Origin of the sequence: Streptomyces nitrosporeus (assembly GCF_008704555.1) — a bacterium.
Lineage (GTDB): Bacteria > Actinomycetota > Actinomycetes > Streptomycetales > Streptomycetaceae > Streptomyces > Streptomyces nitrosporeus.
Genome location: NZ_CP023702.1, coordinates 2,695,849 through 2,711,607 on the forward strand (window position 1 = coordinate 2,695,849; position 15,759 = coordinate 2,711,607).

The window sequence follows — 15,759 nt, forward strand, 5'->3', positions numbered from 1 at the left end:
GGGCGTACGGCGCGCACCCGCCCGTACGGCTCGGGCGCGGTACACGCGCGGCTCGGGCCCGGTACACGCGTGGCGCGGTGCACGCACGGCTCGGGCGCGGTGCGCGCGCGGCACGGCACGGCAGGAAGGCGGCAGAACACATGGCGACCGGTTCATCGGCCCCGGCGGAGGAGACGGCCGAGCGGCCCCCGGCCCGCGTACCCGCCTCCCCGCCCCGGCTGCTGCGCGATCTGTCCCTGTCCGCCGTGCTCGCCGGCGTCGTCGCGGTCGTCGTGTCCTACTCGGGTCCCCTGGTCATCGTGCTGTCCGCCGCGCACGCGGCCCATCTGGACGCGGGGCGGACCGGTTCCTGGATCTGGGCGATATCGATCGGCAGCGGGCTCACCTGCGTCGTGCTCAGCCTGCGGACCCGGATGCCGGTCGTCACCGCCTGGTCCACACCCGGGGCCGCGCTGCTGGTGACCAGCATCGGTTCGTACGCCTACGGCGAGGTGATCGGCGCGTTCGTGGTGTCGGGGGTGGTGACGGCCCTGATCGGGCTGACCGGGGTCTTCGGGCGGCTGATGCGGCTCGTGCCGGGGGCGGTCGTCTCGGCCATGCTCGCGGGCATCCTGTTCTCGTTCGGCGCGGACGTGTTCACCTCGCTGGAGAGCGCCCCGGTCATCGCAGGTTCGGTGCTGCTGGCCTATCTCCTGGGGAAGCGGTGGCTCCCCCGGTACGCCGTGCTGCTCGCCCTGGTCGCCGGTGTGGTGTGCAGCGCGGCCACCGCGGAACTGCGCGTACGGCTGGACCATGTCGGTCTGGTGCAGCCGGTGTTCACGGCGCCCGCCTTCTCCGTGGCCTCACTGGTCGGCATCGCGGTGCCGCTGACCCTCGCCACGCTCGCCTCCCAGAACGCTCCCGGGGTCGGGGTGCTCAGCGCCTCCGGTTACCGCCCCGACGACAGGCTGCTGGTCGGTTCGACCGGAGTGGTCTCGGCCGTGCTCGCCCCCTTCGGCTCGCACGCGGTGAACCTCGCCGCCATCACCGCGGCGATCTGCACGGGGCCGGAGGCCCACCGTGATCCCCGGCGCCGGTACGTCGCGGGTGTCGCCTGCGGCGTGGTCTACCTGGTGGTCGGGGCGTTCGGCTCGACGCTGGTGGCGTTCTTCGCGGGCCTGCCGAAGGAGCTGGTCGCCGCCCTCGCCGGGGTAGCGCTCCTCGGTGCCCTGTCCGGTGGGCTGGCGGGAGCCGTACGGGAGGAGAAGGACCGGGAGGCCGCGCTGGTCACCTTCCTGGCCACGGCCTCGGGGGTCACCCTGTTCGGGATCGGTTCGGCGTTCTGGGGGCTGGTGTTCGGTATCGCGGCGCACCTCCTGGTCGGCGGGCGGCTGCGCGGCAGGCGCCGGGCGGATGCCGGGGCACCGGCCGAACAGCCTGCCTCGGCCTCCTCGTAGGACGGGACGCCTGCACCGGTGCGGGTGCGGGTTCCGGTGCCGGTGCCGGTGCGGGTGCCGGTGCCTGCACAGACACAGGCGCCGGGGGCTGTCTGCGAGCCTGCCGGCGCGGAGGCTCAGTCCTCCTTCATCAGTTCGAGGACGAGGTCGTGATCCGACTCGATTTCCTGCTGGGCCGTCAGATGGAGGTGCGAGCCCGGATGTACGCCCTCCTGGGCGAGGGTCAGCAGGTGGCGTGCCAGCGAAGTCAGTCCGGCGCGGTTCGCCCTGATGACGACCTCCGCCGGTCCGGCCGAGACCTCGATCTCGAAACCGTCGTCCCAGGCGAAGCGCAGCCCGGCGTCAGGCCGGTGTTCCGGGACATCGATCGTGTGGTCCATTGCTGATGCAGCTCCTCATGAGGGGGTCACGGCGGGGCCGTCGCGCCCGTCGGCTCGACGGCCCCGGGTGCGTGTTCTATTCGAGGTAGATGTGCCGGTTCTCGACGACCATCGACTTGCCGGGCTTCCTGGGGTTGGGGGCCAGACGCTCGAAGTTCATGTGCGGACCGCCACCGTGCTGTCCGGTGATGTCCGACTCGCCCATCCTGGCAACACGCGTGCCGTCCTTCGAGACGAATCGCCCGCTGCCCGGCACGGGCTCGTAGTAACCGGGGCCGAGCCACTTCTCCGCCGCGTCGAGGGCATCGTCCGTCGGGATCCGGGTCCCGTCGACCGGGTGACCGTCTTCGTCGTACTTCTTCTCCGAGGTCCAGGGGTCACAGGGGGTCTGGTTGTGGACGAGTACCGGTGTGGTTCCGGCGAGCACATAGTAGGTGTGGATGCCGTTGACGGTGAGGTCGTGGGTGGTCTGCCGCAGGGTGTGGCGGGAGACGGAGGCCACGGTCAGTGCGGTGCCCTCGTCGGTACGCAGTCCCGCTCCGGGACGGACGTCACCGGCATCGATCCATGCCTCGCGGTCGGTGGACCAGAACGGGTGCGTATCGGTCGCCGTGACCACCGCGGGCCCCGTCGGCGTACGGAACACCAGCCGGGTGAAGTCCTTGTCCTCATGGGTCGTGATCAGCCGCTCGACCCGGCGCGCCTCGGTCCGGCCCGTGACCGGATCCGTCGCCCACACCACCGAGCCCGCCGTGACCTCCTCGATCCCGACCCGCCGCCCGTCCGCCAGCAGGACCCGCGTCCCGGGCGGGAAACTGTGGTTCGTCGGACACTTCGTCGGTGTGTCGTCCGGCTTGTCCTCGTCCTTCTTCGGCGGGTCCTTCTTCTCCCGGTCCAGCTTGCCCTTCGCGTCGTCCAGCTTCTTCTGCGCGTCCCTGACCTTCTTACGGTTCTTGATCAGGTCCGTCAGCCCGTCGTACAGATCACCGCCGTGCTTCTTCAGCTTCTTGATCAGCTCGACGGCCTTCTTCCACTTCCACGGCGCCCCGTACTTCGCCGCCAGCTTCCCGACCGCGCCGCCCACCAGGCTCAGCAGGACGTTGATCAACGTCTCCGTGCACGCGCCCATGTCCCCCTTGGTGATGCAGTCCAGCGCGTCCGTGATCCCCAACTCGTCCGCGAGGATCTTCGCGAGCTCCTTCGCCGCCTCGACCGCCTTGTCCGAGCTCTCCCGCTCCGCCCGCTGAGCGTCCTGCAACTCCTTCAACGCTGCGTCGTAGTCCAGCTCCGTCTGCGACTTGGAACCGTCCCCCTCGCCGTCACCGCCGTCGGAAGCAGGCGAACCCTCCCCCGGCAGCCCCTGGTCCCCGCCTCGCGCCTCAGGGCCGCCACCCCCCGTGCCGCAGTCACCACCACCCGCGATCCGGCACACCTGAGCGCTGATCTTCTCCGTCAGCTCCGCGCCGATCCCGGTCGCCACCAGCGCGCCCACGATCGCCACGACCACCATGACCAGGCCGACGTACTCGATCGCCCCCTGGCCACGCTGGCCCCCGCCGGCCCGCCGCAGCCCCACAAGGCGCACACCCGTCCGCGGCACAGCCGTCCGCGACCAACGGCGCACCCGACGAGACACCCGACGACGCATATCCCCCAGCGATGACATACCACCGAAGTTAGAGCGGGGCGTCCGCCGCGTCTTGGGCCTCCGGACCCAACCCGGCGTCAGCCTTCCTGTGCGCGGCCGCCGTTCCTTCAGACGCTGAGGGCGGCGCTGCCGAAGACGCGCCACGGGGACTGGGCGACGGATTCGAGGGCGGCGAGCTGGGGGTGGGCGGCGGCGATGCCCTCGCGGACGGCGAGGACGTCGGGCCAGCCGTCGAGGAGGGCCGTACCGTCGACGACGAGTCCGTCCCAGTCACTGCCGGCGCTGACGCCCGTACGGTCCAGGACGAACCCGATGCAGAGTACGGACGCCCGGCCGACGGTGAGCCGGATGGCCCGGACCGCCCGTTCGCGTTCCGGTACGGGCAGTCCGCCGAGGCCGAACTCGACGGCGACGGCCCGGTCCCCGGCCCGCCGGATCCGCATGAGGACGTCGAGGTCGTGACGCACCCAGAGCCGGACGCCGACGGCGGGGACCCGTTCGAGGCCGGCGAGGGACAGGAACTGGTCGCGGGTCACCCGGGACCGTGTGGACGCCGTCCCGGCGGGCGACGCGGGGTCGTGGCTGTCGAGGAGGATCCGGCCGGTGTCCGGCTGGGCGATCCGCAGCCCCGCCGCTTCGAGGTCGCCGAGCAGGGTGCGGGCGTCCGTGCGGGCCCAGCCCAGGTGGTACGAGTGGAAGAAGCCGGAAACCATGGGACGCCTCACTCCTTCACAGCGTGGACACTTCACTCCGCGGCCGGCTCGGCCGGCCTGACCGGCTCGGTCGGCCTGACCGGCTCACCGGCTCACCGGCGAGCGTAGGCAGCCACCCGGTTCCGGCGCGTGGGCCCACGGACCCACCGGCGGCCCCGGCCGGAACGTTCCCCGGGCCCCTCCGGCGGGCCGGGACGGGGCCGTGGTGTCCCCTCCCGGGCCGGCTTCGGGTCCGGGTTCGGGCCCGGGTTTGGGGCCGGGGGCCCAGGCCAGGGGCGCGTACCGGCCGTACGCTCCCCCCGTCGGGGCACAGCAGGCGGGCGGTGACAGGAGGTCGGGCCGTGAGCGGTGGCGGTGGCTGGGGAGGTGGCGGCGCGGGCCACATACGCCCCGGGTCCGGGTCCGGCGGGGGCTCGGGGGGCTGGTTCTTCCCACTGACCCGCTGCTGGGCGGCGGGCGCGCTGGTCTATGCCGTGACCGGTCTGCTGTTCTCGCGGGCGCTCGTGGACACGCTGGCGGACGGGGAGCGCCTCGGCACGTTCGGCTGGCGGCTGGCCCTGCTGCATCTGCCCGCCGTCCTGGTGACCGTGCTGACGGTGCTGGCCTCGGCGAGGGTGCTGCCCGGCGAACAGCGCGGTACGCGGGTGCTGTTCGCGCTGGGCACGGTGACGGTGCCGGTGGCGGGGCTCGTCCTCGGTTACGCGGTCACCTGGGACGTGGTGGGCACCGAGGGTGTCCTGATGCCGGTGGTCGCGATGGCCACGGGCACGGCGGTGGGCCTGGGCCTGGACCGGTTGCTGGAGGACCGGGAGGACGGCGGGGCCTCGGCGCCGTACTCGCGTTCGTACGACTGGCGGGACGGCGGTGCCACGGCGGCGGAGTACCTCGGGGTCGTCCTGCTGGTGGTGGCGCTGGTCGGGGCGCTGGCGATGGCGGGGGTCGGCGGGCGGATCGGGGAGCGCATCCGCTGTGCCGTGTCCGCGCTGACGGGGGGCGGGGGCTCCTGCGCCACGGGCGGCGGGGACTCGGCGGCGCCGAAGACGGACGCGGACTACGAACCCGCGATGTGCCAGGTGTCGAGCCTCACCGACACGGCGGGCGGCAAGGTGAAGATCGGCTGGTTCGAGTGGGGCGAGGAGTACGGCTTCCAGCAGAAGGTCGCGCAGGCCGCAACCGATGTGAACGGGGACGGCGAGGTCGACGAGAACGACAAGCTGGTCTACATGACGTTCACCGACGCCGCTTCGGCGGGTGCGACCGCGAGCACCCCCGGCGTCAAACTGGGGAAGCTGGGCAAGGCCGACATCGACGTCGGCGGCGGCATCAAGATCACCAACGGGGACACCTGGGTCTTCGGGAGTGAGGCCGAGGCGGAGCGGCTGAGGGACGACATCGAGGAGATGAAGATGTGGGAGACCTCGATGACCCACAGCGGCGGTTACGGCGGCAACTGGTACGCGGGGATGAAGTGGGGCGAGAAGCAGGACGAGATCGAGAAGAAGATCGGTGACAAGAAGATCTCCTACTCGACGATCGGCCTGAACGTCTACGCGGACGGCGGCCTGTCCGTCAAGGACGGCGACGACTCCGAGCTGGGCGCGAAGCTGGGCGGCAGGGCCACGTTCTCGCCGGAGGTGACGATCACCCACGACGGCGTGAACGGCAACGAGTCGTACACGTACACCGCCAAGCTGGAGCTGGAGGGCAAGGCGGGCGGCAACGCGGGCCCGGTCAGCGGCAGCGTGAGCGGGAAGCACCACCGCACCGGGACCATCACCGTCACCCGTGACCAGAGGACCGGCAAGCTGGTCCAGATCAACATGACGCAGACGGTCGAATCGGGGTCGGCGTCGGGGAAGATCGAGATCGGCGGCGACAACGGTGAGAAGGGCGACGACAAGCGCGGCGGCAAGGGCAACGTGACCGACTCGTCCGGTGACAGCGGCATCGAGATCCAGACCGATTCGATCGTCTTCGGCAAGGAGACCGACCCGGAGACCGAGGCCATGCGCGCCGTCGCCGAGCAGTGGCTGGACGGCTCCGGCGACAACACCGCCCCGTTCGCCTACCTGTTCGGCGACCGTTCCCTCCAGGAGCGGCCCACGGGCGACGACCCCTTCGAGCAGTTGATGTTCGACGACGGACTGTCCAGCACCATGCGGTACGACGGTGTGACCGACGCCCAGAACTTCGGCTTCGAGATCTCGCTCGGGATGAGCCTCGGGTTCTCCGTCTCCGGCTCGCACAAGGAGGAGACCCTGACGGACGCCCGGTTCCTCGGGGCGCCGCAGGGCGACAGACGGACGTATCTGCCGTACAGCTACTGCGCACGGTGAACGCGGTGGACGAAGGGACGAGGGCGACGAGGTGAGGGCGTTGACGGCATCCAGGAAGCGGGACGGGGCGGCGGAGCGGGGCGGGGCGGCCGGTGCCGTCCGTGGCGGCGGCGCGGTGGTGGCGGCCGTACTCGGGCTGACGCTGCTGACCGGCTGCGGTGGCGGCGGTGGTGGTACGGGCGGGGCGGAGATCCCGGACGGCTGGGGAACGCTGGACGCGGGGAGCGTGTCCGCCGGCTACCCGGAGGACGAGGGGTACGTCCCGCAGCCGGCCGCCGAGCGGGCCGAGGCCAACGCGGCGGTGGCCCTCAAGGAGGAGGACGGCCTGCGCACCGGCATGGTCTCGGTCCAGCTCGACTTCGCCACAGGGGTCGACGACGCCCGGGAGGCGGCCGCGGCGGCGGGTGCCGGGATCGGACTGGGCACGACGCGCACGGACACCCGGGACGTACGGCTCGCCGGCGAGGGCAGCGCCCGCGAAGCCCGCCGGATCGACTACGAGTTCACCTCCTCGGGCAAGGACCGGACCCCCGTGAAGGGCACCCGGATGTCGGGGGTGGTGGTGGCCGGTGTGGACTCCGGGGGCGTGCCCTTCGCGATCCGCATCGACGCGGTGAAGGGCTCGCTGAGCCCCTCGGACCTCGACGCCTTCGTCGGATCCATCACCGTCGGATAGCACCCGGCGCGCGGCCCGGTGCCTCCACGCTCTTCCGGCCGCGCCCTCGGCCCCCTTCCCTTCCGCCGGAACAGGTGGAACGTCATCCCGTCCGCCCTGTGCCACCGGCCCTGACCGCACGGGGGCGGGCCGGAGCCCGGGGTCTGATACACGGGCCGCCTGGACATATGCCTTCTGTCTTCAGCCTTCTGCCTTTCGGCTTCTGGATTCCGGCTTCTGGCTTCTGGCTTCTGGCTTCTGGACAAGGGCGGGCAGATTTTGGCACGGTGAGGCGCACCGGCCCAGCAATCGAACATGAGGCCGATTCCTTCCGGGGGGCAGTCATGCCATGCGCGCGCCTCGCGCGGGACACCGCCGCCTTCTACACCGTCCAGAGCACCTTCTCCGACCCCGGCGACCTGAGCCGGCTGTACAGCGGGCTTCCCGATGATCCACGTCAACTCATACGTATCGCACGGGACTTGTTGATACACCGACTGGAAGGCGGACTGTTCCGGCACACCGTCCCGCAGGAGCGCCTGCACAACGACGCCGAGACGCGCTACCTCGATGACATCGTGCGGATCGTCATCGAACGGAACGGCTCCCCCCTCACACAGCGGCGCGGGGCCGGTGACCGTTTCGTGGGTGTGTGCCGCGACTTCGCGTTGCTGTACTGCTCGTTCCTCCGCCACATAGGGGTGCCCGCACGCCTGAGGTACGGGTTCGCCGACTACCTCGGCCCTGACGGTTTCCATGCCGACCATGCGGTCACCGAGTACTGGGACCGCGAACGTGGCTGGCTGCTCGCCGATCCGCAGCTGGCGGACCCGGTGGTCGCCGACGCCTGGAGAGCGGACTTCGACCCGATGGACGTACCACGGGACCGCTTCCTGGTCGCGGGCAGGGCGTGGCAGGCCATCCGGGCGGGAGACGCCGCTCCGGAGGCCTTCGGCCTTCACCCACCGGAGGAGGGCCCGATGTTCGGGGAGTGGTTCGTGGCGCACTGCGTCCGGGTCGACCTCGCGGCGCTGAACAAGGTGGAGACACTGCTGTGGGACACCTGGGGGGCGGGAGCGGACGACGGCGGGAAGCTGGCGGACACGGCCTACGAGCTGTACGACCGGGCCGCGCGGGTGACATCCGGCGACGTTCCCTTCGATGCGGCGCGGAAACTGTTCGCCGAGGAGGGAAGGCTGCGGACACCGAAGACGGTGCTGTCACTGGCACCGTTCAACGGCCCCCGCGAAGTCACCCTCCGGTGACCCCCCGGCCGCGTACCGCTCCCTGCCGGGAGCAGCGACGCCCGATACGTCACGGTCCGGCCGTACCGAAGGGGACGAAGGGCTCGTGGTGCCAGCGCCAGCCGGCGGTGCCGTCGCCGTGGATGCGCAGCATGAACTCGGCGACCCGGCCGCCGTCGGGAAACGTCAGGGTGAGCGCGGTACGGATCTGGTCGTAGCAGGCGTCGGCCCGGTCCCAGTCCTCCTCTTCGAGGGCCTGCTCCTGGTCGGCGAAGACCGGACGGAACCGCTCGAAACCGGGGAGCGTCTCGACCTCGGCACGGACCCAGGGCATGTCGGTGCCGGTGACCGCCAACCGGGCGATCTCCTGGGGGCCGTGGCGCAGCTGCCAGACGTTGCCTGCGGTCAGGTACGGATCGGTCATGCCCCCATGGTGGCAGCCACCGCTGACAGGCGGTCTCCCACAGCGGTGGCTCGGGTGCCACCACCGTGGGAGAACCCGCCCGGATGACGCATCGAGCGATGAGAGCCTGCGGCTCCCGTGCACACGGCAAGCGGGCGGGACGCGGGCGGGCAGGCGGGGTCAGGAACCTTCACCGCGCGGGAAGGAGACCTCCACGCGCCGGTTCTTCTTCCGGCCCTCCTCCGTGCTGTTGTCGGCGATGGGGTACTGCTCGCCGTAACCGCGGATCTCGAAGGTGATCGACGGGTCGAGCTGCCTGGACAGCACCGAGTTGACCGCCTCGGCCCGCTGCTTGGACAGCACGTCTCCATGGGCGGAGGAGCCGAGGTCGTCGGTGAAGCCGAAGATGCGCACCTTGGTGGCGTTCTGCTTCTCGATCTCTGCGGCGATGGCCGCGATGCGGGAGTTGGCGGCGGCACTCAGCTTGGCGCTGTCCTTGCCGAAGAGGACTTCGGCCTGGAGGGCGAACTTGATGCTGGAGTTGCTCTCCTCGCGGCGTTCCTCACCCCCGAGGTCCTCGACCACGGACTTGATGTTGAGGACCTTCTCCGGAGCCAGGGTGCCGCCTTCGGGCATCTTGAGGTCCGGATCGTTCGGGTCCACCTTGACCGGCGCCTCGGCGGTCTCCTCCATGCCCGGGGGCACACTCGGTCCGTCGTCGGCGAAGGCCGGGGAGATCACGGCCAGCTGGGCACCGGTGACCAGGACGGCCGTGGCGACGGCACTCATGGCGAAGCGCGAGAGGTACGGCTTCTGTCGGCTATCCGTCATGGTGTCGCTCACTCGGAGATCTTGATCTTGACGGTGTCGAAGGTCGGGATGGTGAAGTCGACCTCCGTCGTGCCGACGGGGGGCGCCGGGAACTGCATGAAGACGGGGACGGACTTGCCCGCATCGACCTTCGAGAGTCCTGAGGTACAGAGGCAGCGTCCATCGGTGTCGCGCAGCACGTAGTAACGCTTCTTGCCCTGGGAATCGACGAGCGTCCCGCCGCTCACCGCCTCGCCCGACCCGGCAATGATCTCTTTCTCATTGCCGCGCCAGCTGGGTACCTTGTAGAAGGCCTCACTGCCGGTGTTCTTCATGTCGCCCGTGATGGTGACGAAGCCCCCTGAATCGCGGACTGCTGACGTCACGGTGTACTCCATGGAGTCCGCGCCCTTGAGAACCGCGAGCCTGGCGTTCGGGTCCCTTTCCTCGCCGGCCGCGGTGTCCTGCTGCTTGTCGTCGCTTCCGGATGTCTGGGGAGCGGTCGACGCGTTCGCGTCCGACTTCCGTTCCCCCCCTCACCTTCACCACCGCAGCCGGCCACAGCGAGCGCCAGGACAGCTGTCATCGCGACAGCTGATGCACCGCGCCGGGCCTTCGTGGTCCGCCGAATGCTCATGAGATTCCCGTTCCTCGATTCCTTGTTTCGCTTGTCAGTCGACCAGGTGTACGGCAAAGAGAGCCTTGCTCAACTCTGCCCAAGGCTGCGGGTCCGTGGGGTCGATCACGATCCCGGACCGGGTGTCGCAGTCGAAGGTGAAGATCAGCTCCTTGGCCTTCCAGGTGCACCGGAACTCGATCACGGCCGTCGCATCGGCGGTCGCGTACTCGCGTTCGGTGCCTGGGATGACGGAACTGCCCACCGGCTGCTGAGTCCTGACCTGCGCGGTCACCCGGTCGCGGAGGTATCCGTACTCCCAGTCGCATCCCTGCAGATCCGACCCGTTGGCTGCGGCCAAGCGGGCCGCATGAGGGCAGGAGTCGTAGCCGTAACGGTAGTCACGGAGGAACTGGTCGAACGTCTGCGGGGACTGGAGGGCGGCGAAGAGCGGCGGCCCCAGTTCGTCCCGGGCGTCCTGGGCGGCGGCGAGGGCAGCGGCGTCCGCCGCTCCCTGAGCGCCGTTGCGAGTGGCGGACGCCTGGCCGACAGCGAAGAAGGCGAACGCGACGAAGAGCAGACCCGCCACCATCATGATGTAGATGGGGAAGGCCTGCCCTCGGTCGGCGCGGTGAGTCAGGATCAGCCGGCCTTGATGTTGTCGATCTGCTCGGTGATCTTCCCCTGGATCGCTCCGCCGATGCCCGAGGCCACGATGCCACCGATGATCGCCACGACCACCAGGATGATGCCCAGGTACTCGAAGGCCGTCTGGCCCTTCGAACGCTCGCGGCCGGTCATCCGGGAGACGACCGTGTTCCTCCAGCCGCGCACCGCGAGCTGGGTGTCCACTGCGGCCTTCAGCATGACGTTGTTCGACATGGTGTTCCCCTCCGGTATCGGCCGGCCGTGGGGCGGCCGACGCGTAAGTCCCTGTGGCGTCTTCCGTGGAACCGGCTTCCTCCTGGCCGGTTCCGCTTTCGACACGGGAAACGTACGCCGGACGGCCCTGCCCGCCGGAGGGCCCATGGACCCAAACGCGGGCCCAAAGACCGAGTTGGGTCCTCGGCCCTACCCGCCCGCGCCCCCTCCCCCGCTCATCCATGGCTGCCCGTCCCCCCGGCACCGCGCCCTCCGCTCGGTGCCGTACCGAGCCATCGGGCGATTGCCTCGCTCCTGCTGGCGCTGTGCAGCTTGGTGAAGATGCGGTTGATGTGGTTCTTGACGGTCTTCTCGCTGATGAAGCAGGTGGCGGCGATCTGCTGGTTGCTCATCCCCGACGCGATCAGGTCCATGACCTCCACCTCCCTCGAACTCAGCCCGAAGTGTGCCGCGTTGGGCCTGGAAAGACGTTCCGCCGGCCCACCAGTCGAAGACTGTGCCACAGCAGGTTGCAGTTGCGAAAGACCCTGCCCTTTCTCAGCGGGTCGCGGGTCGCCCGCACCGGCGGCGCTCCAGGCTCCGCGCCCGTACGGCGACGTGGTGGGCGACGGGGCGGCCCGGCCGGTGTCGGGGCGGGGGGCATCCGGGGCCAGGGCGGTTCCCAGGCCTTCCGGGAGGGACCGGCCCTGCTGTGGTGTCCCTTGCCGCATATGGGCGAGGAGTGCGTCGGCGGCCGTTGCGGTGAAGTGGGCGCGCCCCGCCCTGGTGTCGCGTACGGCCTGGACGAGCTGGTCCGCCGTGAACTCGCCGTGGACGAGGTAACCGCCCGCGCCGAGACGGAGCGCCTCGTGGACGATCTCGCTCTCCCTGCTGTAGGTCAACATCATCACGGGTGCAACCCTCACCAGGTGAGGGAGGGCCGAGATGCCGTCCACGCCGGGCATGCGGACGTCCAGGAGGACCACGTCGGGGCGGTGGCGTACGGCTTCGTCGTAGGCCTGCCGGCCGTCCGACGCCTCGGCGACCACCTCGATGTCGGCCCGGCCGGACAGCAGGACACCGAGTCCGGCGCGGACCACCGGGTTGTCGTCGGCGACGACGACCCTCAAGGGCTGGGCGGGGGTTCCTGGTCCCATCGGGAAGGGCGGAAGTGGCTGTTCGGATGCCGCGGAGCGCTGAGGGACGTGGTGCCCGGACGTGCCGTACTCCGAGCTGGGCGGCCCGGCGTGCGACGAGGTGTGCTGGGACGCGTGGTTCTGCGTGGCCCAGTGCTGACCCGACGAGCGGGAACTGTCTTCCGGCATGTCGCGACCTCCTTTCCAGGGTGTCGGGGAGTGGGGACGGAGAGTGCCGGCCGGTGGACCGGGCGGTTCAGTTCAGCAGGGGGGTGAAGGGTCTGAGGTCCGCCGGACCGGGCGGCGGTCCGGTCGCGAGTGCGGCTGTCGGCAGTTCCAGGCGGACCTCGGTCCCCTTGGCCGCCTTGCCCTTGCCGATGCGGATCCTGGCTCCGATGGACGCGGCACGTTCGACCATGCCGACGAGACCGAAGTGCCCGGCCTGCTTCAGGCCGTCGAGCGTGGTCCCTCTGGGCAGGCCCTGTCCGTCGTCGTACACCGTGATCCGCAGGACGTCGCCCTTGATACCGGCCAGGACCACGAGGTAGGTGGGCCTGGCGTGCCGGTGGGCGTTCTCCATCGCCTCCGAGGCGATGGTGAGCAGTTGGCGGGCCACGGCGTGGGGGACGGCGGGCACGGGCATGTCGCTGAGCCTCCGGAAGGCCGCGGGCAGGCCGTGGCGCCGGGTGAAGTCCTCCGTACGGGCCTTGAGTTCGGCCAGCACCTCCACTCCGCCGTCCAGGCCGGATTCACGGCGCAGGTCGGAGAGGAGTTCACGGGATTCGGCGGCGGCCCGCCGTGCGGAGCGAGCGACCAGTTCCGCCTGGTGCTTCACGGTGAGCGGGTCCATACGGTCCGAGGAGCGGGCGAGACCGTCGGCGGCCAGGGCGAGACCGTGCAGGGTCTTGGCGACGGAGTCGTGCATCTCCCGGGCCAGGCGGGTGCGCTCGTCCTCCACGGCCTGGCCGACGGCCAGCCGGGCCCGCGTCTCGGTGAGTGCCTGACTGGCCTCACCGAATCTGAGCAGCAGGTTGCGCAGGGTGACGCCGACAGCCCCCGCGATCACACAGAAGCCGGGCAGCAGCAGTCCGGCGGGGAACGCCCGGAGGGTTTCGTCGGCCGCGTACACCGTGGTGACGATCAGGATCTGGACGACGGCGAGAGCGGCCGCCCCCCGCCAGCCGGCCACCAGGCCGCCGAGGAGCGGGGTGCACACCGTGACGTACGCGAGGGTGGAGTCCGGGGTGGCGGTGATCAGCAGGAGGGCGCCGAAGAGCGCGTCGATGCCGAGGGCCCAGGGGTGGCGCAGGAGGACCGGCCCGAAGCGTTCCCAGTCTCGGAAGAGAACGTAGGAACCCATGAAGGTGACCAGGACTGCCGAGCCGACGAGCCAGGTGGCAAGTCCCGGTGCTGTGCCACCGAGGGCAAAGGGAGTAGCCAACGCGACCATGGCCAGCCGGAAGCCGAACACCTGGCGGCACAAGGCTTGCAGGGCGTTGACCTGGATGGCAAGAGCGGGGCGTGGCGGCCGAGCCTCAGACGCCGTGCCCAGTTCCTCCCTCAGCCGCATGGTGAAAAGCCTGAACTGGCTCGCCATGTCCGTCCCACCTCCCTGCGCTTTCCGGTGCAGCCCATCGCGTCATTCCCGCTCTGCTCCGTCTCATCACCCGCCCAGAAAGCCGAGGTCGACGTTCGCGCCGTAGACGAACCCCACGGTCAGCAGGATCAGCGTCCCCGGCAGCAGGAAGGTGGTCACCGCGAACGTCGCCTTCGGGACCGCCTTGGCCGCCTTGCGGCGGGCCGCCTGGGCGTCGGTGCGGCGCATGTCGTTGGCGAGGGCGATGAGGGTGTCGACGATGGGGGCGCCGAGTTCCTCGCCCTGCTGGAGCGCGGTCACGAACATGGCGACCTGCTCAGAGTCGTTGCGCCTGCGCAGCTCCTCGAACGCCTGACGGCGGCTGACGCCCATGTCCATCTGGCGGAGGGTGATGTGGAGTTCGTCGGCCCAGGGGCCCTCGTACTTGCCGGCCACCCGTTCCAGGGCCTGGCGGAAGCCGAGGCCCGCGGAGACCACCACGGCCAGTACGTCGAGGAAGTCCGGGAGGGTGCGCTCGATGTGCTCCCGGCGCACGCGTACCGCGGACCAGATGCCGGCCTCGACCCAGAACAGGCCGAAGAGGATCATCAGCAGGGCGAGGACGAGCTGTCCCTGGAGCAGCATCGAGAAGGCGCCGGCGAGCCCCAGGACGCCGTACACCGCCCGGCGGGCGGCGTAGCGGTCGATGGTGAGGCCGCCGGGGTTTCCGGCCATGTCGATCTGGTGGCGCTTCTTGTTGACGGCCTTGGGGCCCATCATCCTGAGTACCGCCGGGGCCCAGCGCATGCCCATCCGGTCGATACCCGACCCGACGGCGCCGGTGCGGCTGGCGCCGACCTCCAGGGCGACGGCGAGGTCGCTGGGCAGTTCGGCGTCCGCCCGGTACATACGGATGCCGAGGATGGCCCCGTACACGGACAGCCCGGCCACGAGGGCGAGCAACAGATTCATGTTCATGTCAGTAACCTCCTCGGCTTCAGACGTCGATGCGGGACAGGCGGCGGATGACGAAGAACCCCAGGGCGTAGAGGGCGATGGAGACGACGACGGCGGCCTGTCCGATGAAGGCGCCGGTCATCCGGTCGAGCGCGCCGGGCATGACGGCGTTGAGCAGCAGCAGGGAACCGAGCCCGAAGACGGGGACGGCGTAGGCGGTCACCGTGACCTGGGAGAGCTGGGTCTTGACCTCGCGCCGGGTCTCCTTGCGTTCCTCCAGGGTCTCGGTGAGGTTGCGCAGGGAGCTGACGACCGTGCCGCCGGCCCGGTTGGACAGGACGAGGGTGGTGACCAGGACGACGAGTTCGCGTGAGGGGAGCCGGTCGGTCAGCTCGCTCAGGGCGTCGTCGAGGGACTCGCCGACCGCCAGGCGACGGGCGACCCGGCTCAGTTCCTCCCCGGCGGGCGCCTCCAGTTCGTCGGCCGCCATGGAGATGGCCGTACGCAGCGCGAGTCCGGCCTGGGTGGCGTTGGCGAGGATGCGGGAGAGTTCGGGGAGCTGGTTGATGAAGCGTTCGGTGCGCTTGGTGCGCTGCCAGTTCAGGAAGGTGTTGGCGCCCCAGACCGCGATGACCGCGGCGACCGGGCCGAAGAACGCGGCGAGCAGCGAGGAGGCGATCGCCCAGAGGGCGGCGACGGCCACGACGGCGTAGACGAAGAACTCACCGGGGCTGATGTCGAGGCCGGTCGCGGCGAGTTTCAGTTCGATCCTCCGGCCCAGTGCGGTGGTGCGCAGCCTGCGGTCGACTCCCGGGAAGCGGCGGTGGCGTCCGGTGTCCGGGATCTGGCCCGTGTGGGACAGGCGTTCCACCAGGGCGTCGCGCTCGGCACGTCCGGCGCTGAAGGTGTGCAGGCCCATGACACCGAGCACACCGCACAACAGGGTGACGCCGATCGTGATCAGGGGGAGGTTGTCCATGGCGCGTTA

Annotated in this window: 16 protein-coding genes; 4 read left to right on the plus strand and 12 right to left on the minus strand. The window is 70.4% G+C overall.

Translation table 11 applies throughout. The features are described from left to right. The first annotated feature begins 140 nt into the window (after nt 1–140). Nucleotides 141–1,436, plus strand: a complete 1,296-nt coding sequence (locus CP967_RS11700; protein ID WP_150487930.1) for a benzoate/H(+) symporter BenE family transporter — start codon at nt 141–143, stop codon at nt 1,434–1,436. Between the two features lie 116 nt (nt 1,437–1,552). On the opposite strand, the gene CP967_RS11705 is transcribed toward CP967_RS11700, so the two are convergent. The 3 genes from CP967_RS11705 to CP967_RS11715 form a co-directional block, all read right to left on the minus strand. Beyond that, nucleotides 1,553–1,816 carry an Imm32 family immunity protein gene (locus CP967_RS11705; protein WP_150487931.1) on the minus strand — a complete coding sequence of 88 codons (264 nt, stop codon included), beginning with the start codon at nt 1,814–1,816 and terminating at the stop codon, nt 1,553–1,555. A 76-nt stretch (nt 1,817–1,892) separates the two neighbouring features. After that, nucleotides 1,893–3,401, minus strand: a complete 1,509-nt coding sequence (locus CP967_RS11710; RefSeq protein ID WP_268253012.1) for a Hint domain-containing protein — start codon at nt 3,399–3,401, stop codon at nt 1,893–1,895. Nucleotides 3,402–3,571: 170 nt separating this feature from the next. Then, nucleotides 3,572–4,177: a hypothetical protein gene (locus tag CP967_RS11715; protein ID WP_150487932.1), complete on the minus strand. Its 606-nt coding sequence runs from the start codon at nt 4,175–4,177 to the stop codon at nt 3,572–3,574. Nucleotides 4,178–4,518: 341 nt separating this feature from the next. On the opposite strand from CP967_RS11715, the gene CP967_RS11725 reads away from it, so the two are divergent. The 3 genes from CP967_RS11725 (at nt 4,519) to CP967_RS11735 (ending at nt 8,433) form a co-directional block, all read left to right on the plus strand. Continuing rightward, the gene (locus CP967_RS11725) at nt 4,519–6,513 is read left to right on the plus strand and encodes a hypothetical protein (protein WP_150487933.1); all 1,995 of its coding nucleotides are present in this window, start codon (nt 4,519–4,521) and stop codon (nt 6,511–6,513) included. Between the two features lie 115 nt (nt 6,514–6,628). Next, nucleotides 6,629–7,189, plus strand: a complete 561-nt coding sequence (locus tag CP967_RS11730; RefSeq protein ID WP_150491804.1) for a hypothetical protein — start codon at nt 6,629–6,631, stop codon at nt 7,187–7,189. Nucleotides 7,190–7,512: 323 nt separating this feature from the next. Then, nucleotides 7,513–8,433 carry a transglutaminase-like domain-containing protein gene (locus CP967_RS11735; protein ID WP_150487934.1) on the plus strand — a complete coding sequence of 307 codons (921 nt, stop codon included), beginning with the start codon at nt 7,513–7,515 and terminating at the stop codon, nt 8,431–8,433. Between the two features lie 49 nt (nt 8,434–8,482). On the opposite strand, the gene CP967_RS11740 is transcribed toward CP967_RS11735, so the two are convergent. From CP967_RS11740 to CP967_RS11780, 9 genes are all read right to left on the minus strand, one after another. Further along, on the minus strand, nt 8,483–8,836 hold the full coding sequence (locus CP967_RS11740) for a hypothetical protein (protein WP_150487935.1): 354 nt from the start codon (nt 8,834–8,836) through the stop codon (nt 8,483–8,485). Nucleotides 8,837–8,995: 159 nt separating this feature from the next. Next, nucleotides 8,996–9,646 (minus strand): OmpA family protein, encoded by a 651-nt coding sequence (locus CP967_RS11745; RefSeq protein WP_150487936.1) that lies wholly within the window; start codon nt 9,644–9,646, stop codon nt 8,996–8,998. A gap of 8 nt (nt 9,647–9,654) precedes the next feature. Next, nucleotides 9,655–10,011, minus strand: a complete 357-nt coding sequence (locus CP967_RS35210; RefSeq protein ID WP_341874670.1) for a hypothetical protein — start codon at nt 10,009–10,011, stop codon at nt 9,655–9,657. Between the two features lie 285 nt (nt 10,012–10,296). Further along, nucleotides 10,297–10,887 carry a pilus assembly protein TadG-related protein gene (locus CP967_RS11755; protein ID WP_268253014.1) on the minus strand — a complete coding sequence of 197 codons (591 nt, stop codon included), beginning with the start codon at nt 10,885–10,887 and terminating at the stop codon, nt 10,297–10,299. Further along, entirely contained in the window at nt 10,884–11,123 is a 240-nt protein-coding gene (locus CP967_RS11760; protein WP_150487938.1) for a hypothetical protein, read from the minus strand. Before CP967_RS11760 ends, CP967_RS11755 begins: the two co-directional genes overlap by 4 nt. A gap of 215 nt (nt 11,124–11,338) precedes the next feature. Further along, nucleotides 11,339–12,427 carry a response regulator transcription factor gene (locus CP967_RS11765; protein ID WP_150487939.1) on the minus strand — a complete coding sequence of 363 codons (1,089 nt, stop codon included), beginning with the start codon at nt 12,425–12,427 and terminating at the stop codon, nt 11,339–11,341. A gap of 67 nt (nt 12,428–12,494) precedes the next feature. Beyond that, nucleotides 12,495–13,835: a sensor histidine kinase gene (locus CP967_RS11770; RefSeq protein WP_150487940.1), complete on the minus strand. Its 1,341-nt coding sequence runs from the start codon at nt 13,833–13,835 to the stop codon at nt 12,495–12,497. Nucleotides 13,836–13,901: 66 nt separating this feature from the next. Beyond that, nucleotides 13,902–14,786: a DUF5936 domain-containing protein gene (locus tag CP967_RS11775; protein WP_150491805.1), complete on the minus strand. Its 885-nt coding sequence runs from the start codon at nt 14,784–14,786 to the stop codon at nt 13,902–13,904. Between the two features lie 25 nt (nt 14,787–14,811). Further along, on the minus strand, nt 14,812–15,750 hold the full coding sequence (locus CP967_RS11780; protein WP_150487941.1) for a type II secretion system F family protein: 939 nt from the start codon (nt 15,748–15,750) through the stop codon (nt 14,812–14,814). Nucleotides 15,751–15,759: the final 9 nt, after the last annotated feature.